The following is a 19,252-nucleotide window of genomic DNA, read 5'->3' as shown; positions in this document are numbered from 1 at the left end:
GCCCAGACTTAACCAACGCCATATCAAGACTTTGAAACCAAAACTCAGGGGGGGGGGGGAGGGGGTACCCGCCGAAGCATGGATCAGGCTCGACCCAAAAACCGTACCATCGGCTTCCTCAGCTGCGCTCTCGCCGGAGCCCTCTGGGGCTGTGGCTTCTTCTTCGGCAAGATCGCACTGGAAGAAATGAACGTCGGTTCGATGGTCCTCTTCCGCTTCCTCTTCGCCTGCGTCGGTCTGCTCCCGCTGGCGCTTACGCATCGCCCGAAGTTCTCACCTAGCGCCTGGCGAACCCTCGCTCTCGCTGCCTGCCTCGGCATTCCGCTGCAGTTCCTGCTCCAGTTCCGCGGCCTCTCGCTGACCACCGTCTCGCACGCGTCGCTGATGGTCGGAACGCTTCCCGTCGTGCTTGCTCTCGGAGCCGCGGTCTTCGCCCACGAACGCCTCGACGTCATCGGCTGGATTGCCCTCGTCGCTTCCACTCTCGGTGCCGCTCTCATCGCCCTCGGCGCCAATCACAGCACCTCCGCCAGTGGCCCTACGCTCGCCGGAGATCTCCTCGTCGTCGTCTCCCTCTTCATCGCGCTCTTCTGGATCCTCATCAACCAGCGCCTCATGAAGACTAACGACCACATCGCCGTCAGCGTCTACGGCACACTGCTTGGCACCGCGATGCTCAGCGTCTGGGTCCCGCTCACCTGGGGCCTTCCGCCGATGCACAGCGTCTCGCTCAAAGCCTGGGCCGCCCTCGCCGCCAGCGGTCTGCTCTGCACCGCGACGACCACGCTGCTGTGGAACTTCGGTCTTACGCAGGTCCCTGCCTCGCAGGCCGGAATCCTCCTCAACATGGAGCCGCTCATCGGCTCGCTGCTCGGCGTCTTCATCCTCCACGAGCATCTCGGTGGACTCGCGTGGCTCGGCGGAGCCCTCATCCTCGCCGCCGCCATCACCCTCACAACCCGCGGCAAACAACAGGAACTCGCCGAAGCCATCCTCGCCGAAACCTAAAGATTCACCTGTATCCTCCGCAAAAGCTGCTACCATCCTCGGGTAATTCTGACTCATTCCCACACGTCGCACATTTCTATCGGAGAACACTCATGATCCAAGCACGACTCGTACTCCCAACCCTCGCAGCCGCCATCCTCTGTTCCGCCGCAGCGCTCGCGCAGAAGCCCGCAGGCGCTCCCGCCGGCGCCAACGGCACCTGCAAAGACGGCACCTACAGCATGAACGCCACCAAGGCTGGCGCCTGCTCCGGTCACAAGGGCGTAGCCGCCTGGTATGGCCCCGCAGTTGCAACGCCCGCTGCGAAGCCCGCTCCTGCCGCAACACCGGCTCCTGCACCCGCACCGGCCGCAGCGATGAAGCCAGCTCCCACGCCGGCTCCGACTCCTGCACCCGCACCGGCAGCCTCGTCCAAGCCCGCCACAAGTGGCTCGCACGCCCTGCCCGCGACCGCTGCAGCCGGCGGCGGTCCTGGCCTCGTCTGGGTCAACCTCTCCAGCCATGTCTACCATTGCCCCACCGACCGCTACTACGGCAAGACAAAGTCCGGCAAGTACCTCTCGGAATCAGCAGCCATCGGCGAGGGCGATAAAGCCGACGCAGGCAAAAAGTGCTTCTAACCTAACTTCGAAGCTCGCAACACCAACAGGCAATCCCTTACAGGGATTGCCTGTTTTCTTTCCGCTCTCGCCCCGCATCTACACTCGAAGAGACCCGATGCGCCTTCTGCCCAACCCAAACCGCCGCTCCGCCGTGCGCTCCCTGCAATGGACGCGCGGTCTGCGCACGGTCCTGGCCGTCGGCGTCGCGATCAGCGTGTGCCATCTCTTCGGCAAACCCTCTGGCTGGGCAGCCCTCGGAGGCCTCTACGTCAATCTTGTCGATAACGGTGGCCCTTACCGATCGCGCCTTGCCAACATCGTCACCATGCTGCTCGGCGGCTCGCTTGCCGTTCTCATCGGCGTCTTCGCAGGCATCAATCTGCCAGTCGAGATCCTCGTCACCTTCGCCTTCTGCTTTGCCGCGACCCTCGCCCGCGTCGTCTCGCAGCCCCTCGCCGCTTCCAGCGTCAACATCCTCATTTGCTATGTCGTCGCCGTCGGCGGAACCACACATACCGCCGAGCACGCCTTCAGCAGCATGGCTTACTTCACGCTCGGAGCACTCTGGGCAGGTCTGCTCTCGCTCGTTCTCTGGCCTACCGATCCGTTCCGCCCTGCTCGCCTCGCCATCGCTGATGTCTATGCCGCTCTCGCGCAACTCATCCAACAGCTTCCGGCAACTCGCGACGCCGAAGACGTGGCCACCTACAACGAAGCCCTCGCACATCTTCGCCTGCGCCTCGAACTCGCACAGCAGACCCTCGCTGCCTCACCCGCGCGCATGCCCTCGCGCACCGTTCGAGCTCGCAATCTCAGCGTCATCACCGAGAGCGCCGACCTGCTGATGGCACGTCTGCTTCGCCTCGATGAACTTACTGGCGAAGAGGCCGCGCAGCAACGCAGCGCCATCGTCCAATGGTTACTCCGCGCTATCGAGCCCATTGAACCCGCGTTACGCAACGAGCCATACGACCGCGCCGTTGCCTTTGACCACGAAGGCTCGCTCTGGATCGACCTGCGCCGCACACTGCAGCCCATCGCCGCCACGCTCCCGGACGCACCTCACCTCAACGCCGCGCTCGAAGACACCCTCTTCACCCTGCAGGTCCTCTACGAATCCATCCGCGCCATCTGGACCGGCTATGAGCCGCATCGCCCGACGAAGGCATCCCCATCCGCACCTCAATCGCCAGCGCCACTCTTCCTGAGCCTGCCCGTCTTGGACACGTTGCGGGCTAACCTGACGCGCGGCTCCCTGCGCTTCCGTCATGCTCTTCGCCTGGGTGCGGTCGTTGCGCTCGACGAGTTCATCACCCACTTCGTCCACATTCGCGGAACCCAGGTCACGCACGGTTACTGGCTCGCCATGACCTCGCTGATCGTGCTGCAACCTTACACGGGCGAGACGGTCCGCAAGTCTACGCAGCGTGTCGGTGGGACCATTGCAGGCGCCGTCATCGCCGCGTTGCTCGCCGCCGCCATCCCCGGCGAGTGGGGTCTCATCGCGCTCATCAGCCTCGGCGCAGGCGCTGCTGTCGCCTTCTACGCCGTCGACTACGCCTGGTACAGCTTCTTCCTCACACCCACCATCGTGCTGATGACCTTGCCTCATCTGCACGACTGGCGATTCGCCGCCGTCCGCGTCAGCATGACCTTCCTCGGCGCGCTGATCTCCGTGCTCGCGATGCTGCTGCTCTGGCCTGAACGCGAAAGCCTGCAATTGCCGCGCCTGCTCAGTCGAGGATCCAGCGCCGACGCCGCCTACCTGGAAGCCGTATTGCGCTTCTGGCAGCAAGCCGGAGGTCTTGCTTCTGCAGCCCGCATCGAGGCCGAACGTACCCACCTGGCTCCCGCGCGCCGCCTCTGCGGTCTTGCAGCAAACGAAGCCGAGGAGACCCTCGATCGTGCCCTGCTCGAAGGTTCCCTGCCGCTGAACCCAAGCCACGACCGCACATCTCGACTCAACGCCGCAGCCCTCACCTTCACCACCTACCTTCGTCGGCTCACGCAGACAATCACCACCATCGCTGCCATCGGTCGCGCCGATCAGGCTACCTGTGATCTGCTCAGTTCATACAGCGTGCGTTTGAAGAACGTCTCCCAGGCTCTGGCGACGAACGAGACCTTCTCGCCCACAGGCAACAACGACGCGTTGAAATCGACAGTTCTCCCCAGCGAACAACTCCGCCGCATCGAGCGCCAGGTCTCTGTGCTCGAACGCACTGCAGCGGAGCTCTCCACGCTTTAAACAGGAGTGATGATTCCGCCCACCGGCAGCGAAGTCGGCAGCGATCCTGGCCGCTTCAGATGCATCGCTTCCGCAGTCATGTCGGTGTACTTCAAGCCAGCGCCCGTGTTGAACAACACAACCCGCTCGCCAGCCTTGATCTCCCCACTCGCGCGTAGTGAATCATACGCAGCCGTCGCAGCTGCCCCCTCGGGCGAGAGGAAGATCCCCTCTTCCTTCGCCCAGTCAAGGATCGAAGCCAGGATCGCCGCATCATCGGCAGACACAGCCTTGCCGCCCGACGCCCGCAGAATCTCCAGGATGATGCTGTCGCCATAGGGCTTCGGCACACGGAGACCGGCAGCAAAGGTGGCAGCGTTCTGGAAGAACTCGCTCGCGTCCTTGCCTTCGTCATACGCCTTCGTCACCGGCGCGCAACCCGCAGCCTGCAGCGCGTACATGCGCGGACGCTTGCCTGAAACCCACCCCAGCTGCTCCATCTCATCAAACGCCTTCCACATCCCGATCAGGCCAACGCCTCCACCTGTCGGATAGAACACCGCGTCGGGATACTCCCATCCCAGCTGCTCCACGAGTTCGTAACCCATCGTCTTCTTGCCCTCGACGCGGAACGGTTCCTTCAGCGTCGAGATGTCGAACCACACATCCTCCGCCGCAGTGCCAGCCTCCTTCTGCGCCTTAATCCGCTCGCCGACCATGCGAGCGCAATCGGAGATCAAGCCATCGACCATGGTCACATCCGCTCCATAGATGACGCCTTCCAGATAGTTCGCGAACGGCACATCCTGCGGCATAAAAATATGCGCGGCGATCTGCCCCGCAGCCGCATACGCAGCCAGCGCACCCGCAGCGTTTCCCGCAGATGGCACCGCAAGATGACGCAAACCATAGTGCTTCGCCATCGTCACCGCAAGCCCGAGCCCACGCGCCTTGAAGGTGCCCGTCGGGTTCGCTCCTTCTTCCTTCACGAAGAGACCCTCATAACGACGGCTCTTCAACATCGGCGTCCAGCCTTCGCCCAACGTCACGGGCGTCACCTCGGGCAGCACATCGGCATAACGCCACATGCCTGCAGCGGTTTTTCCTTCCGCATTCGCAGCCGCGGCAATCTCTGATGGCCGCTCGCGCCGCGCGGTCTTCTTCACCGCCTCCATGTCATAGCGCACATACAGCGAACCTGCATCGATCGGGCAGAGTGTCTGGGGGGTGTCGGCGGAAACTTTGTGGTGGCAACGGGAGCATTCGAGGTAAGCGATCTTCGGCATACCTCCATTTTAGCTGTCGCCTATCGCCATGTTTCTTCCGTCAGGACACAAGAATCCACGGAAACTATGGCGGTAACAAACGTACTCAAACCCAATGTCCGCTTTTGTCCTACCCTAAATCAATGCCCCCTCGCCTGATCGCGATCGACATGGACGGTACGTTGCTGAACTCCGATGGCCGCGTAAGCCCGCGCAATCACGCCGCTTTGCGCGTCGCCGAACAGGAAGGCATAGAGGTCGTCATCGCTACCGGTCGCCGCCACTGCTACGCCATGCGCGTCCTGCGCGACCTGCACCTCAATCCCGCAAGCGCACTGGTAAGCTCGAACGGCACCGTCATCCGGACCATTGGCTCCGCACTTCTGCACCGCTCGCAGATGTCGAACGAGAGCGCGCTCAAGCTCTGCGAACATCTCTCCGAGTTCCGCAATACGCTCGTGCTCACCTTCGACACCGTAGGTCCCACCGGTGAAGACTCCCGAGGCGCTCTCGTCTGCGAAGAACTCGATGAGCTTCACGCCAGCATCGGTCAGTGGATGCGCAGCAACGAGCCCTACATTCTGCGTGTCAACCATATCGAAGACTCTCTGCAAGGTGACGCTCCCATCCAGATGATGCTCTGTGGCACCATCGAGCACATGGCCCGCGCCGAGGCCCGCCTGCTCGAAGACCCGCGAATCAGTGCCGTCGGCAGCGATACTCGACCAGACACAGAAATTACCTTGCACCGCACCAGCTACCCCGAGCGCGATCTCTCCATCGTCGACATTCTGCCCGCGGGCTGTTCGAAGGCCTCTGCCCTTACCCAGCTCGCCGCGCTCCGCGGCATCTCCACCCACGACATCCTCGCTATCGGCGACAACTGGAACGACCTGCCGATGCTGAAGCTCGCAGGCTCGGCCGTGCTGATGGCCAACGCGCCCGAGGACCTTAAGCAACTCGCCCGCCGCAACGGCTGGGCCATCACGGCGCCGAACGATGAGGACGGCGTCGCCGACGCTATCGAAAGCGCCCTCCAGGACGCGCTTGTACCGCTCGGTTCCTAGCTTTCGGGTGCTAACCCCAGGCCGGCGATGCTAGTCTCATAGATAGTGCTTCGTCGCTCTCCAAATCGCCTTCCGCTGATGGCAGCCGTGTGTGCGCTTTGCGCCACTCCTGCGGCCCATGCGCTCGAGCGCGTAAATCTGACCACCGGCTTCTCCTATGACTGCACACGCCATGAATCAGAAGATGCAGGCCACGTGCGGCTCTATCTCTACTCCGCCGATGCCACTGAGACCAGCAACAACTTCATTCTCATTCCCGCAGACAAAATAGTCAGCGTTGAAACGCTACCCGACCCTCCAAAGCCAGTGGCAGTTGCCGTTGTTTTGCCTGCCTCCGCCGCGCCAGATATGCGTGAGATCCTCACCCACGCCGGCGAGCAGCACAATATCGATGTCGAACTTCTCGCCAGCGTCGTCAAGGCCGAGAGCGGCGGCAACGCCCGCGCTGTCTCACGCACCGGAGCCCGTGGCCTCATGCAGCTGATGCCGGGTACGGCGCGCGATCTCGGTGTGGATGACGCCTTCAAGCCTGACCAGAACATCAACGGCGGCGCAAAGTATCTCGACGCGCTGCTCACGCAGTACAAAAACAACCTCTCGCTCGCTCTCGCCGCCTACAACGCAGGTCCGGCAGCCGTGGCTCGCTATCACGGCATCCCTCCCTACCGCGAGACGCGCGCCTATGTCGCCCGCGTCGAAAGGGAATTCATCCGCCGCACCGAAGCCGCCAGACAAGCTGCCAAACACTCCGCTCAGCTCGCCGCCGCCCACGCAACATCTCCCGGCACAGCGATGGCCTCGGCCGTTCTGCCGTAGCGTATCGTCATCTAAGCCATGACGACGGATACCGCGAACCTCCCCGTAAAAAATCAGACCCGACGCGTTGCCATTCTGCTGCTCTTTCTGCTAACGGCATCTGTCGCTCTCTGGCTCACCCGCGACCGCATCGCAGCCTCATGGCATCCTCTGCACACGCAGCTATGGGCCGTCTCCTGGACACGCATCGTCCTCGCTGTCGTCGTCATTAACCTCTGCTATGTGCTTCGAGCCGCACGCTGGGCGGTGCTCCTCAGTCCCACCCGCAAGACCACCACCCTGCAGATGCTGCCCGCGCAGATCATCGGCTTCACCGCCGTCGCCATCTTCGGCCGCGTGGCCGACCTCGCTCGTCCCTATATGATCGCGCGCCGCACCCATACCGCCGTCACCACCCAGATCGCCGTCTATTCGATGGAGCGCACCTTCGACCTCGCCGCCGCAGCCACGCTCTTCTCCGCCGCGCTGGCCTTCGCACCTTCCTCCATGCCGCACCATGAAGCCTTCGCCCATACCGGCGTCCTGTCGCTGGCTGCCACCGTCGTCCTGGCTGCGGCTGCCATCTCCATCCGCGTCGCCGGTGCACGGCTGGCAGTCCTCGCCGAGCGCTTACTCCGCCCTATCGCTCCCAAACTCGCTCCCGCCCTCGCAGCCCGGATGCTCGATCTACAGCAGGGCTTTCGCGCCATTACCACCTTCGGCGAGTTCGCCGCCGCCATGTCGCTCTCACTCTCGATGTGGCTGGGCATCGCCAGCTGCTATCTGCTCGGCGCCACCGCCTTTCGCGCCACCCCGCAACTCGCCACCTTCAGCTTCTCCGCCACCATGCTGATTCTCGCCACCGGTATTGGCGGCGGCATCGTTCAGCTACCGATCATCGGCTGGTTCACACAGATCGCCCTCTTCGCCACCGCCATGCACACCCTCTTCGCCGTGCCGGTCGAGACAGCCACCGCCTGCGCGACCGTGATCTTCTGCGTCAACAATCTCACCGTCGTCCCCATCGGCCTGCTCACCGCATACCTGCAAGGCATCAGCCTACGCGAGATGACGCGCCCCACTCAGAACGTCGTCAGGTCCACCGTCCCCATGTGACCGTTCAAAGCATCGCGCACCACAAAGCGCAGCCGCACCGCCCCCGGCGGCACCTGCACTCTCATCGAGTACACAGCATCCCCATCGACAATCACCCGCTTGAATATCTGCTCCTGCGCCAGGTTCCCCATCAGCTTGCCGTCAGCGTCGTACCAGCCCACCGCCACCGTCGCCTCGGAGTGCTGCGTCCCATCCTTCGTACCTGCACCCCAGCCAATACCCTCCGGCGCAACGGTCATTACCCACAGACCAGTAGCCGTCTTCGCAGCCTTCATCCGCAGCGCATCGAAGCTCTGTGTTGTTGTCAGCGCAGCTTGCAGATCGCTTTTCAGCGTCGCCGTCACACCCGTACTCTGCGCGACAGCAGGGTGCTGGACACCTGCCGTCCCCAATGCGATCCCCGCCACCAGCAACATTGCGTGAAGACTCTTCACCGCGAAACTCCCCGTCTGCTATCAAGAACCCCACCAGTGTATCCGCACGCAAAGCCAGCTATCGTCGCTGCTTGCTAGAATGAAGGCCTAATGAAATGTCCGTACTGCGGTTTCACCCAGGACAAGGTCATCGATAGTCGCGAAAGCAAGGAGGCCGAGTCCATCCGCCGCCGCCGCGAGTGTGAGCGCTGCAACAAGCGCTTCACCACCTACGAACGCCTTGATGAAATTCCCTACATGGTCGTCAAGAAGGACGGCCGCCGTGAGAACTTCGATCGCCAGAAGGTCCTCTCCGGCTTGCTCCACTCCTGCCAGAAGCGCAAGGTCTCCGTCACGCAGATGCAGGAGATCGTCGACGCCGTCGAAGCCTTCGTCGTCGACAGCGCCGAACGCGAGCGCTCCACCGCCTCGGTCGGCGAGCTGATCATGGCGCGCCTCAAAGAGATCGACACCGTCGCCTACATCCGCTTCGCCAGCGTCTACCGCGACTTCAAGGACGTCAACGAGTTCAAGGAAGAACTCGAGGGCCTGCTCTCGAATCACAACTCGCGCTCTCGCAAGGCCAACCCCCGCTAAGGTGCAACAATCTGTCGCGACCCGAAACTTCCAACGCAAGGCTGTGTCTGCACCCTCAGCGGTCAGGCTTCAGCCTTAGGAACGGAGTCCTCCATGGGTCGCATCTCCTCGTCGGTCGTTGCCAGGTTTGCAGGCAGCTTGATGCTGATAAGCACGCTCGCGCTCAGCGGCTGCAACCGCATCCAGGTCTTCGTCGGCGCAAAGGTGTACCTCGCCAAGCTACCCGTCACCAACATGGAAGTCACCTTGCCGAACGGTCCGGCTGTCGCTCCGGGAGAGAAGACGCCGCTCGTCGCCACCTTCACTGACACGACAGGCAAAGTATGGACCACCGAAGGCAAAGGCAAGGGCAAGATCCTTTGGTCTGACCTCGTGGTCACGCCGACTGTCGTCGGTTATAAGAAGGGTGTTCTTTCGCTCCCACACGATCCCCGGCTCAGCCAAGGCAAAATCGGACACATAGACGTCGCGGTGCCGAGTCATCCTGATCTGCACGCCACGCTCGACATACCGCTCACGTATGTCTATCCCTTCTCTGCCAGCTACAGCGGTGCCAATGGCAACAACGGCAGCGACGGACAGGCAGGCACCGACGGAACAGATGGTTCCACCGGTTCCATCGACCCCAACAATCCTTCAGCGGGTGGCAACGGCTCCAGCGGTGGCAACGGTACCGATGGCGGCAATGGCGGAGATGGAAGCGATGGCCCAGTCGTGCAGGCGAAGGTAACCGTGCTTGTCGGAACTCCAGTTCTGCTTGAGGCCGAGGTAACGGCCTCCAATGCAAAAACACGCTACTACCTGATTGACCCGCAGGGAGGCTCCCTCACGCTGCGATCCAGCGGAGGCTCCGGGGGGCGGGGTGGCACCGGCGGCCGCGCAGGCCGTGGCGGCTCTGGCGGCATCGGCACACCCAGCGGCATGTCTGGCTCCGATGGCCTTGCTGGCCATGATGGCCTGGCAGGCCACGACGGCTCTCCTGGCTCCATCACCGTGATTTACGATCCTGCTGCGAAGCCCTACTTAGCGGCTATCCTGGCAGCCTCCGGCGGCAAGGCTGTCCAGTGGATCGAACAACCGGTCGCGCCCCTCTGGTAGTAGAGCCACACTTACTCTCTGCAGGCCGCATTCTCCGCTCCGCTGATGCCAAAGAACGTGATCGTCGCCGGGGCCAGCGTCACCTCTCCTGCTGCCACCGTCGCGCCACGCAACGCAGGCAGCGCATCCCCTTCACCCAGTCGCAACTCCACTCCGTTCAACTCAACATGCGCGCTCTGCAGCTCGGTCGCCGACAGCGTATAGCGCTCCGCCGCCTTCGGGAGACTCATCGTCGCGGGCGAGTTCTTATCTGCATTGATCGCCAGCACCGCCACGCCGCCCTTTACGCCCCGCAGACACTGCGCGTACACATACACGTTCGGCCCTGGCGACACTCCCGGATCAAGCACCGTCGTCCCCATCATCTTCCGCCATAGCAGCGCGGCCCAGTAGTTCGGTCGCGGCTCGTAGGTGTGCTCATCCAGCAGCGCATAATCGCTCGCGTCCAGCGTGTTATGCATCACTACTTTCACACCCTTCTGCGCCAGCGTGCCCAGCTGATTCAAATAGCGGAAGCTATCCAGGTACGTCTTCGCCCACGGATCGCCGCCACACGCAGTCTCTCCCGTCTCCGTCACCCACAGCGGTTTACCAGGCTCAAACTTGTCGCGCATCTGCGCGTAAAACACTTCGACCTTGTTGGTTTTTTCAAGCCAGTTCTCACTTAACGCATCGGCGACGGTGGTGCCACCGGAAGGCATCATTTTCGAACAACGCTCCGAGATGCCGCCGTAGTAATGGTAAGAAAAGACGTCATAGACGGGCCCAGTGGATACCATCAGCTTTTCACTCGGCAGAAGATTCGGAAACGGCACGTCAAGCTGTCCTCCCTCCGCCGCCCCACCCGGACCCAGGAAAACGGTGTGAGGCGAATGCTGCCTCAACCACGGGTGGAAAACCGCTACATCCTTCCCATAGCTGGACGCATCGTAACCCGCCGGAGCGCCACCCATAGCTGCAATGGTCGGCTCATTCATATACTCCGCCGCCGCAATCTCTCCACCCGCCGCCTTCGTGAAAGCTACGAACTTGTCAGCCTCCTTTGGCGTCCACACACCTGCCGCATCGCGCGTTCCTCCACTCGTCGCAAACGAGGTCACGATCTTCGCGTTCGCTGCCTTCGAAAAATCGATGACGCCCTTCCACTCACTCCGCGTCAGCGTCCCCTTGAATCCCGCTGGCGGCGTCTTCGGTGCCGGCGCATCCGAGTCCTGAAAATACGTCGAGTTCGCCCACGTTCCGCTCACCCGCACATACGCCGGTCCCAGTGCTGCAGCCAGCTTGCGCAGCCGCGCAGACGACAGATCGAGAGGCGCTCGATACTCATACATGTTCGGGTCCATGCCCACCGGATGATTGCCGCTATCCAGCTTCGACGGCCCGATCGAACTGTACGGCTTCCAGAAGTCGCCCCCCGTCACCTCCAGCATCTCGATGTTGTAGGACTGGTAGCGCTCATCCACCGTCGCGATCTTTTTCATCATCGCGGGATTCAGCGCAGATACCTGCGCCGATAGCGGCACCGCGACGCCAGCAACCATAAGTGCTACAGAAATCTTCCGCATCAACCGCTTCTGCATCGCGTCTCTCCGCATTTAGTTTGAACCTCGTACCAGTTGGCCGTACCTATATACGCTCGCTCCGTGAACGATGGCAACAGGTATTTCGAACTTCCTCGCTAACGCTTCGCCCAGCCCAGGCCATCCGCTAGCGGACTCGTCGATATGATCTTCTGCACTGCCCACGTCCCCAGGTTGATCGCCGCCACCTGCCCGCTCTCGTTGCACGACACATACGCCACCTTATCGTCAGGCCGGATCAGCACCTCCTGCGGCAGCGCGGGCACATCAATCGTGCGGGCAACCTTCATCGCCTTCAAATCGATCACCGCCACTTGCTTCGCTTGCGGCACCGCGATCAGCAGCCACTTACCATCCTTCGTCGACGCCGATCCATAGCCAAGGTTCGGCAGCGCAATCGTCTGCTTCACCTTGCGCGTCGCCGTATCGATCACCACCAGCTGCGGCTTCGTATAGTCCGAAGTGAACACCAGCTTGTCGTCGTTTGAAATCGAAATGCGCTGCACCTCGCCCGCCACCGGAATGACCGCCAGCGTCTTGCGCTCCTTCAGATCCAGCACCGACACCGTGCCCGGCCCCACATTCGCCGTATACCCCAGCTTGCCGTCGTGCGACAGCACCAGCATGTGCGACTGCTCCTGCCCCGTCGGCACCGTACCCACAATCTTCCGCGTCTTCGGATCGATCACCGTCACCGTCTTGTCCAGCTCGGTCGTCACGTACAGCAACCCGCTCACCGGATCCAGCACCGGCAGATGCGGCCGTATCCCATGCCCAAAATCGAGCCTGCTTGTAATCGTCCGCGAAGGCACATCGATGAAGAACATCTCATGCCCATCGATCCCCGGCTTGCCCACGCCCGTGCTGCCGTAGATCGGCAGATACGCCGTCTTGCCATCCGGCGAAACCGTGATCTCGTGCCCATGCACGTTGCCCGTCTTCTCCTCGATCACAGCCACCTTCTGCTGTGTCACCGGATCGACGACGCTGACCGTAGCATCCCCCTGGTTCACCACCAGCAACGACTGGGCCTCCATCGTTGCCGAAGACAGCGCCATCGCGCACACACCCACACACAGAGCCGAAAGAACCGATATCTTTTGCATGGCACAAAAGCATACTCCAGCCACGCGACTTCGCTCTACAGCACGATCTTCGCCCGCAGCCCCAGCAGCGTCGTCGTATAAGCCTTCTGTGCATTGGTCGGATGAATATCCACCTCAAGGTCCGGTCCGAACTCCACGCTGTGCGTCATCCGCACCCGGTAGAACGTCTCGAACTGCGACTCGTGATGCAGCGCCGTATGGCTCGGGTCAGTGATGTTCAGCGCAAAACCGAACATATCGCCGCGTCGCCCGAATGGGCGGATGTTCGCAATCCCTGCATCGAAGACGCGCTTGATGTTATTGCCCGTATCCGTTGCGACTCCCAACCGACCGAACGGCACCCAACCGCTCTTCAGCTCATAGTCCGCACCGAAGCCCGCGCCCGCGCCGCTGCCCAGCGACTTCGTATCGTCCCGCCACAACGCGAAGCGAAACAGGTGCTCCTGCTGCGTGGGCGAGCCTTCCTTCCATCCGAACTCGATCGCATTCATGTATTTCTTATCGACCAGCGTCTTCAGGTTGCTCGTCTCCGAGCCCTCCGTATCGACCGTCACCGCATGCACATAAACGTGCTTCGACATCTGGTACTCCAGCGCCGCTCCGCCCGCATACGTTCCGTCCGAAGGAATCGTCAGGTTCCCATCGTTCTCGCCATTCAAAAACTGGCTGCGCTCGTCGTTGTTGTACAGGCTCAGGCTGATGTACTCGTTCGGATGGATCTTGCCCACATAGAACGCCACCTTCTTCTGCCAGAAGTCCTGCCGGTAATACAAAATGTTCAACGAGATCGTGTCCTGCTTCCCGCCACCCTGCAGGCAGTTCAATACCAACGCCGACCCCAGCGCATTGCTCAGGTTGTACTGCTCGCTCACCCCGATATTTGTCCCCGAACGCACCAGGACGCTCAGCGTGCCCGCGTTCGTCTCATGGTCGTAAAGCTTCCATCCCCCCACCAGATCGAATCGTCCACCGCCAACATTGTGCCGTGCCCCCGCCGGAGTAGCCGTCGCATACTGATTCAGCAGCGTATATGATGCCGAAAAGCTGATGTTGTCCGTCCCTTTAAGCGTATCGAGCGCACGTTCCGCAGGCTTCAGCGTGCGATGCAGCGTATCGTCATCGACCAGCGGATCGGTCGGCACCTTGGCCAGTACGCGCGCATCCACATCGAGCGCCTGCCCCGGATACTTCGGTGGCACCGCCGCCTTGCCCTGCTTGTCCGCATCCTCTCGAGCCTCGCGGTCCCGCTGCGACCTCGCCGAAGCATCCGGCTCACCTGAACCGACCTGCGCTGCCGCTCGTTGCGTCACAGCCATCAGCGCCAGTAACAACAGCAGCCCACCACAGCCCCTCAGAATGGTTCTTTCCCACAAACACTTGCCTGACGTACGAACCATCTCACGAGCCTCAATTTCTACTTCGGTGGTGTGCATTCGATGTTCCGATATCCGATCAGGTTGCGCTTCTTCCACACCCAAAGCACCCACGCCTTACAATGAATCGTGACGGACGCCGCGAACCCACACTTTCGCACGCGTTCCAACTCCAATTGCATCAGCGGGAGACATCTCTCCCAGAAGGAAACATCCACCGTATGTCGACGCGCACGCACAAGATTACGTTGATCGCCGGAGACGGCATCGGTCCCGAAGTCGCAGCCGCCATGGTTGCCGTCGTCGAAGCCGCAGGCAAGCAGACCGGAGCCAGCTTCGAGTGGCATCCCTTCGAGTGCGGTGCCGAAGCCTACGAGAAGAATGGCGACATCCTGCCCAAGGCCGCCCTCGACTCCATCGAACAGAACAAGGTCGCCATCAAGGGACCCACCGCGACCCCCATCGGTGGCGGCTTCTCGTCCATCAACGTGGCCATGCGCAAGAAGTTCGACCTCTACTCCAACTTTCGCCCCGTCAAAAGCCTCCCCGGCCTCGAAACGAAGTTCCCCAACATCGACATGATCATCTTCCGCGAGAACACGGAAGACCTCTACGCGGGGCTCGAAGTCATGATCAATCCCGACATCGCGCAGTCGCTGAAAATTATCACCCGCAAAGGCTCGACCCGCATCGCTCGCTCCGCCTTCGAGTTCGCCCGCAAGCACGGTCGCAAGAAGGTACACGCCATCCACAAGGCGAACATCATGAAGAAGTCCGACGGCCTATTCCTCGAGTGCTGCAAGGCCGTCGCCGCCGAGTACCCGGAAATCACCTACGCCGAGCACATCGTCGACAACACCTGCATGCAGCTCGTCATGAACCCCTGGCAGTACGACGTCATCCTCACCGAAAACCTCTACGGCGACATCCTCTCCGACCTCTGCTCCGGCCTCATCGGCGGTCTCGGTCTCGTCCCCGGAGCCAACCTCGGTGCCGATTGTGCCATCTTCGAAGCCGTCCACGGCTCCGCTCCGGACATCGCCGGACAGGACAAAGCCAATCCCACCGCCCTGCTCCAGTCAGCCGTCCTCATGCTCCACCACCTCAACGAGACCGAAACCGCGAACAAGGTCCAGGCAGCCATCGAAAAGGTCTACGCCGACGGCAAGACCCTCACCCGCGACGTCGGCGGCAACTCCGGCACCAAGGCCTTCACCGAAGCCGTCATCGCCGCGCTCTAAAGAGTTCCTGTCGAAAAAGAAAAAGGCCACGGCTCGAATGCCGTGGCCTTATCCCTTGCTCCAAGTTATTCAGCTGTGGGGATCGAGCCGGTGACGTTCGCCATGACCGAGGCGTTGACGACCGACGAGAAGCTCGCCATGTTGGCAGCGCTTGCCACCGACACAGGGTTGGTGCCCGCCGCGATGAACGGAGTGAGTGCCGCGCCAGCGGTGGTCGTCGTGCTGCCGCTGACGCTGACCAGCAGGCCGGTAAGGCCGTCGGTGATCTCATAGTTCAAGTTGTTCGCAGGGATGAGGTTTAGGCCCGCGTAGCTCGGTGAGCCCAGGGTGACGGATGGGATGCCGCGAACGAGAGCGCGGTGCTCCGACTCAACCCCGAGGATAGCCGAAGCCACCTTGGCATAGAGGATCAGCGTGGCTTGGCTCAGAGTACCGCCGGTTGTCGACGACGGATCTTTTTGCGTGGCGCTGAAGCCGTTGTAGGCTGCGGCCATCGACGAGAACTCTTCGACAGCGGTCATATAGGCACCGATGAACGCAGTCTCCAGAGCAAGCAGCACAGGCACAAATCCCATCAGCGAGGAGAAGGTGCCGGTTGGGTAGTAGAAGGTTTGCGGTACACCGGCAGCTGCATCGCCGGAGCCGTTCGTAGGCAGGCCGAGGAGAGAACGCAGCAGTTGCGCATGCGCGACCTCTTCTAGCAAGGCTCCCTGTAGATAGGCAACGTTGATCTGACTGCCACTCGCGCTGACGCTGGTAGCGGTTCCACCGCTTCCAGCAAGGTTGGGGTCCGTGATCACAGCACTGGTGTTCAGGGCGGTGTAGTACGTGGTGATCGCGAGGGTCTCGGCGATTAACGCCGCCGTAAGAATCTGCGTGGCGGTGTCCGCAGTGGTGGCGGCGGAAACAGGCGTCGGCGTAGAAGTCGCATTGTTCGAGCAACCGATGACTAGTGCGGAGGCCGCAGCGCCAAGGCCAAACATGCCTGCCCCTACTAGGAAGGAACGGCGGTTCGTGATGTTTTCGATTTCCTGCTGAGTGACCTCTGGCAATGCCATGAAAAACCTCCATCGTACGGTGTATGGTTTGGGCGCAAAATTGCGAACAGCACTGGGATTTCGCACGACCACGCTAGGTGGCTGCACGCATGAGGCGGTAACTGCAAATGGACTCGGTATGGCGTACGTATCGCACAGAAGCTATAGGCGGGTTTGCCCGATCTTCAGCCGGAGAACACCTTTGCTAGGTGCCGGCCGTGCTCGCGTGTAGTGGGAACGCTGGCCCGCAGAAGTCGGATTGCGACTCAAAGTGACGATCTTGTCATTTTGAACCCGTGCCAGATACTAGCCAGATTTTTCGTCGGATACAGACACGGCGCAAACGTCATGGCTCTAGCTTTAGCATGTCCAACCGTGCCTTTTTATATTCGCCTTCGCAGGTTGCGCTGCGACGCAGCGCCCGGCTTACGTAGTGATGTCGAAACCGCTGCTGGCGCCGCCCCTACCAAACAGCATCTTCAGCGCAGAGCTCTGCAGCGCCTGGTACTTTTCCGTCACATGGAGCCTCGTTCTGCCAAAGCTGATTGGATTGGGTTGCGAATGCCCCCCCGCCTAACCGCTTACAATGATCTTGTGCCTATGCGAGCTTTTTCTACGACCGCCCTTCGTCTCCGTCATCAAGCTCTTACCGCCCTGCTGCTAGGCGTCACGATGACCTCGGTAGGCTGCAAGCACGCCGCTGCACCCACAACCTCCACAGCGGGCAGCCCTGCTGCTGCTCCCGTCGTCGATCCCGCCACCGCTGGCTCCATCTCCGGCACCGTGCACTTCGACGGAAAAGCCCCGGCCCCGGTCGCCATTGACATGAGCATGGACCCGGCCTGCGCCATGTCCGCCACGCCCAACAACTCCGAGCAGATCGTCGTCGCGAACCACGCCCTCGCGAACGTCTACGTCTACGTCAAGTCCGGCATCCCCGCCTCCGCCGCTCCCGCTGGCACCGCGCCCGTCGTGCTCGATCAGAAGGGCTGCCGCTACGTTCCGCACGTCATCGCTCTGCAGCAGGGCGGTTCGGTCGAGTTCCACAACTCCGACCCCACCATGCACAACATCCACACCACCCCCACCGACGGCACCGCCTCGGTCGACGTCTCGCAGTCCCCCATGGGCGCGCCGCAGACGCAGAAGTTCGACAAGCCCGAGACCATGCTGCCCGTGCGCTGCAACAACCACCCCTGGATGAACTCCTTCATCAACGTCGCTCCCAACCCCTACTTCGCCGTCACCGGCGCCGACGGCAGCTTCACGCTGAAGAACCTGCCCCCGGGTACCTACACCGTCGCCGCCGTGCACGAAACCCTCGGTGAGCAGGACATTCAAGTCACCGTCCCCGCTAAGGCCACGGCCCCCGCAGCCTTCACCTTCGCAGCGAAATAAAGCCGTAGGACGCTCTCAAAAACGATAAAGCTCGGCCACCGATACAACTCGACAGCCCCCCACGCTCTCCATACAAGTACTGACGCTGTCGAAAGGTACCCCCATGCACGAATATTCGGTTGCCCTGCCCGTCCATGCGATCCCGCTCTGGTTCCTGGTGCTCTCGCTCTTCCTGCCGCGCATCTGCATCCTGCTGGCGTGGCTGCAACACAGCATGACGGCCTATATTCCACCCGCCGTCGGTCTCATCCCGGTCATCGTGGCACTGCTCGTTCCGCGCCTGCTCATCCTCTTCTGGATCTATCAGGATCAGGGCATCGGTCTGTGGTTCCTGCTCCACGTCATCGCCCTGCTCTTCGCCTGGGGAGGCGGCGGCAACACCGTCTACCGCCGTCGCCGTGTCGAGTACGTCAGCTAATCGTTACACCTTCTACAGATGCCCGCGGCCACTCAGGTTGCGGGCATCTGTCTTTTCTAGCTTCTGAGATCCGCAGACTTGATACGCTGGCAACATGCCTTTCGATCTGGCAACTTTCGAAGCGGAAATCGCGCTAAGTCTGATCCCCACGGAACAACTGCCTAGAGTTGCACAAGATGCCATGGAACAGGGTTTCGACGGTCCCGGCGTCCTCCGCATGGCAATTTTGGAACCCGACGCGGGATGGGCAATCGACCAAGCGTTGCAGCCGATGCTCGCTGAGCTTGGTTGCCAGGCAATCTCTCCACAACAAGCCGCCTTAAGCCTTGCTCTTCAGCTCGCGCGACGCATCTTGGACAGTGGCGAAGATCCACTCCCCTCTATTCCTTACTTTTATCGACTCATGTTGGCAGCCGACTATCCGAGTGAACTGGTTGCTCTCGGCTATTTCGACGATCTCTTCTTTGAAGATGAAACAGAGGAAGAGGAGAAGAAGACTCTCGCACGCGAAGCTCTCGAGGAATTGCTCTCACCAGAACTTCGTGAGCAACGGGTGGCGGAAAGAAAAGCTGCGTGGGAGCTGAAACAGGCGAAGGTTAAATCAGAATGGCCTTACATTCTCAATTCGCCCACAGGTCGAGCACTCTTCAAGGCACGATACAAAGAAAAGTTAGCCGAGATGCGACCAGTTCTCTGGATTGAAGCGGTTGCATGGATAGCCGTCGGTTGGGCATTCAGCTCGTGGCGCACATCTGTCACGGGCTTTGTTACAACGATGCCCATTCTGTTCGCTCTGGCGGCATGGGCAGAGTATCGGCGAATGAAGCGTGAACGCCGCGACCTTCTGCTCCGTCTTAGAGTTCCTGAGGATCAAATCTGAAAGAGGTCGTCTCAGCGATTCCCTGCATCCT

The 19,252-nt window shown here is 61.4% G+C and carries 18 protein-coding genes; 12 read left to right on the top strand and 6 right to left on the bottom strand.

The window, feature by feature from the left end; translation table 11 throughout:
• Window positions 1–78: 78 nt before the first annotated feature.
• The 3 genes from OHL14_RS12805 to OHL14_RS12795 all read left to right on the top strand — a co-directional run bounded on the left by OHL14_RS12805 (window position 79) and on the right by OHL14_RS12795 (window position 3,858).
• Window positions 79–1,008, top strand: coding sequence for a DMT family transporter (locus OHL14_RS12805; protein WP_263379750.1), 930 nt, complete (start codon window positions 79–81; stop codon window positions 1,006–1,008).
• 92 nt (window positions 1,009–1,100) lie between these two features.
• Complete coding sequence (locus OHL14_RS12800) at window positions 1,101–1,628, top strand: DUF3761 domain-containing protein (RefSeq protein ID WP_263379749.1); 528 nt, start codon at window positions 1,101–1,103, stop codon at window positions 1,626–1,628.
• 97 nt (window positions 1,629–1,725) lie between these two features.
• Complete coding sequence (locus tag OHL14_RS12795) at window positions 1,726–3,858, top strand: FUSC family protein (protein ID WP_263379748.1); 2,133 nt, start codon at window positions 1,726–1,728, stop codon at window positions 3,856–3,858.
• Here the strand turns inward: OHL14_RS12795 and OHL14_RS12790 are convergent.
• Window positions 3,855–5,123: a threonine synthase gene (locus OHL14_RS12790; RefSeq protein WP_263379747.1), complete on the bottom strand. Its 1,269-nt coding sequence runs from the start codon at window positions 5,121–5,123 to the stop codon at window positions 3,855–3,857. The genes OHL14_RS12795 and OHL14_RS12790 overlap by 4 nt on opposite strands.
• Before the next feature lie 122 nt (window positions 5,124–5,245).
• On the opposite strand from OHL14_RS12790, the gene OHL14_RS12785 reads away from it, so the two are divergent.
• The 3 genes from OHL14_RS12785 (at window position 5,246) to OHL14_RS12775 (ending at window position 8,080) form a co-directional block, all read left to right on the top strand.
• Entirely contained in the window at window positions 5,246–6,169 is a 924-nt protein-coding gene (locus tag OHL14_RS12785; protein ID WP_263379746.1) for a Cof-type HAD-IIB family hydrolase, read from the top strand.
• A gap of 78 nt (window positions 6,170–6,247) precedes the next feature.
• Complete coding sequence (locus OHL14_RS12780) at window positions 6,248–6,985, top strand: lytic transglycosylase domain-containing protein (protein WP_263379745.1); 738 nt, start codon at window positions 6,248–6,250, stop codon at window positions 6,983–6,985.
• An 18-nt stretch (window positions 6,986–7,003) separates the two neighbouring features.
• Entirely contained in the window at window positions 7,004–8,080 is a 1,077-nt protein-coding gene (locus OHL14_RS12775; protein WP_263379744.1) for a flippase-like domain-containing protein, read from the top strand.
• Here the strand turns inward: OHL14_RS12775 and OHL14_RS12770 are convergent.
• Window positions 8,047–8,514, bottom strand: coding sequence for a hypothetical protein (locus tag OHL14_RS12770; protein WP_263379743.1), 468 nt, complete (start codon window positions 8,512–8,514; stop codon window positions 8,047–8,049). The two genes, OHL14_RS12775 and OHL14_RS12770, sit on opposite strands and share 34 nt — an antisense overlap.
• Window positions 8,515–8,604: 90 nt before the next feature.
• On the opposite strand from OHL14_RS12770, the gene nrdR reads away from it, so the two are divergent.
• Both nrdR and OHL14_RS12760 read left to right on the top strand, forming a co-directional pair.
• Window positions 8,605–9,090 (top strand): transcriptional regulator NrdR, encoded by a 486-nt coding sequence (nrdR, locus tag OHL14_RS12765; RefSeq protein ID WP_263379742.1) that lies wholly within the window; start codon window positions 8,605–8,607, stop codon window positions 9,088–9,090.
• A gap of 93 nt (window positions 9,091–9,183) precedes the next feature.
• Window positions 9,184–10,188: a hypothetical protein gene (locus tag OHL14_RS12760; protein ID WP_263379741.1), complete on the top strand. Its 1,005-nt coding sequence runs from the start codon at window positions 9,184–9,186 to the stop codon at window positions 10,186–10,188.
• 11 nt (window positions 10,189–10,199) lie between these two features.
• Here OHL14_RS12760 and OHL14_RS12755 read toward each other — a convergent pair whose 3' ends face one another.
• The 3 genes from OHL14_RS12755 to OHL14_RS12745 form a co-directional block, all read right to left on the bottom strand.
• Complete coding sequence (locus OHL14_RS12755) at window positions 10,200–11,768, bottom strand: hypothetical protein (protein WP_263379740.1); 1,569 nt, start codon at window positions 11,766–11,768, stop codon at window positions 10,200–10,202.
• 98 nt (window positions 11,769–11,866) lie between these two features.
• Window positions 11,867–12,874, bottom strand: a complete 1,008-nt coding sequence (locus OHL14_RS12750; protein ID WP_263379739.1) for a cytochrome D1 domain-containing protein — start codon at window positions 12,872–12,874, stop codon at window positions 11,867–11,869.
• Window positions 12,875–12,909: 35 nt separating this feature from the next.
• Window positions 12,910–14,190, bottom strand: coding sequence for a carbohydrate porin (locus tag OHL14_RS12745; protein ID WP_263379738.1), 1,281 nt, complete (start codon window positions 14,188–14,190; stop codon window positions 12,910–12,912).
• A 278-nt stretch (window positions 14,191–14,468) separates the two neighbouring features.
• Here OHL14_RS12745 and OHL14_RS12740 point away from each other — a divergent pair, with 278 nt between their 5' ends.
• Window positions 14,469–15,488, top strand: coding sequence for an isocitrate/isopropylmalate dehydrogenase family protein (locus OHL14_RS12740; RefSeq protein ID WP_263379737.1), 1,020 nt, complete (start codon window positions 14,469–14,471; stop codon window positions 15,486–15,488).
• A gap of 65 nt (window positions 15,489–15,553) precedes the next feature.
• Here OHL14_RS12740 and OHL14_RS12735 read toward each other — a convergent pair whose 3' ends face one another.
• Window positions 15,554–16,546, bottom strand: a complete 993-nt coding sequence (locus OHL14_RS12735) for a hypothetical protein (protein ID WP_263379736.1) — start codon at window positions 16,544–16,546, stop codon at window positions 15,554–15,556.
• Window positions 16,547–17,125: 579 nt separating this feature from the next.
• Here OHL14_RS12735 and OHL14_RS12730 point away from each other — a divergent pair.
• From OHL14_RS12730 to OHL14_RS12720, 3 genes are all read left to right on the top strand, one after another.
• On the top strand, window positions 17,126–17,923 hold the full coding sequence (locus OHL14_RS12730; RefSeq protein ID WP_263379735.1) for a carboxypeptidase regulatory-like domain-containing protein: 798 nt from the start codon (window positions 17,126–17,128) through the stop codon (window positions 17,921–17,923).
• A 103-nt stretch (window positions 17,924–18,026) separates the two neighbouring features.
• Window positions 18,027–18,341, top strand: a complete 315-nt coding sequence (locus OHL14_RS12725) for a hypothetical protein (protein ID WP_263379734.1) — start codon at window positions 18,027–18,029, stop codon at window positions 18,339–18,341.
• A 94-nt stretch (window positions 18,342–18,435) separates the two neighbouring features.
• The gene (locus tag OHL14_RS12720) at window positions 18,436–19,221 is read left to right on the top strand and encodes a hypothetical protein (protein ID WP_263379733.1); all 786 of its coding nucleotides are present in this window, start codon (window positions 18,436–18,438) and stop codon (window positions 19,219–19,221) included.
• The last annotated feature ends 31 nt before the right edge of the window (window positions 19,222–19,252 follow it).

Source organism: Granulicella paludicola (assembly GCF_025685545.1).
GTDB lineage: Bacteria > Acidobacteriota > Terriglobia > Terriglobales > Acidobacteriaceae > Granulicella > Granulicella paludicola.
This window is presented reverse-complemented; position numbering and strand designations above follow the sequence as displayed.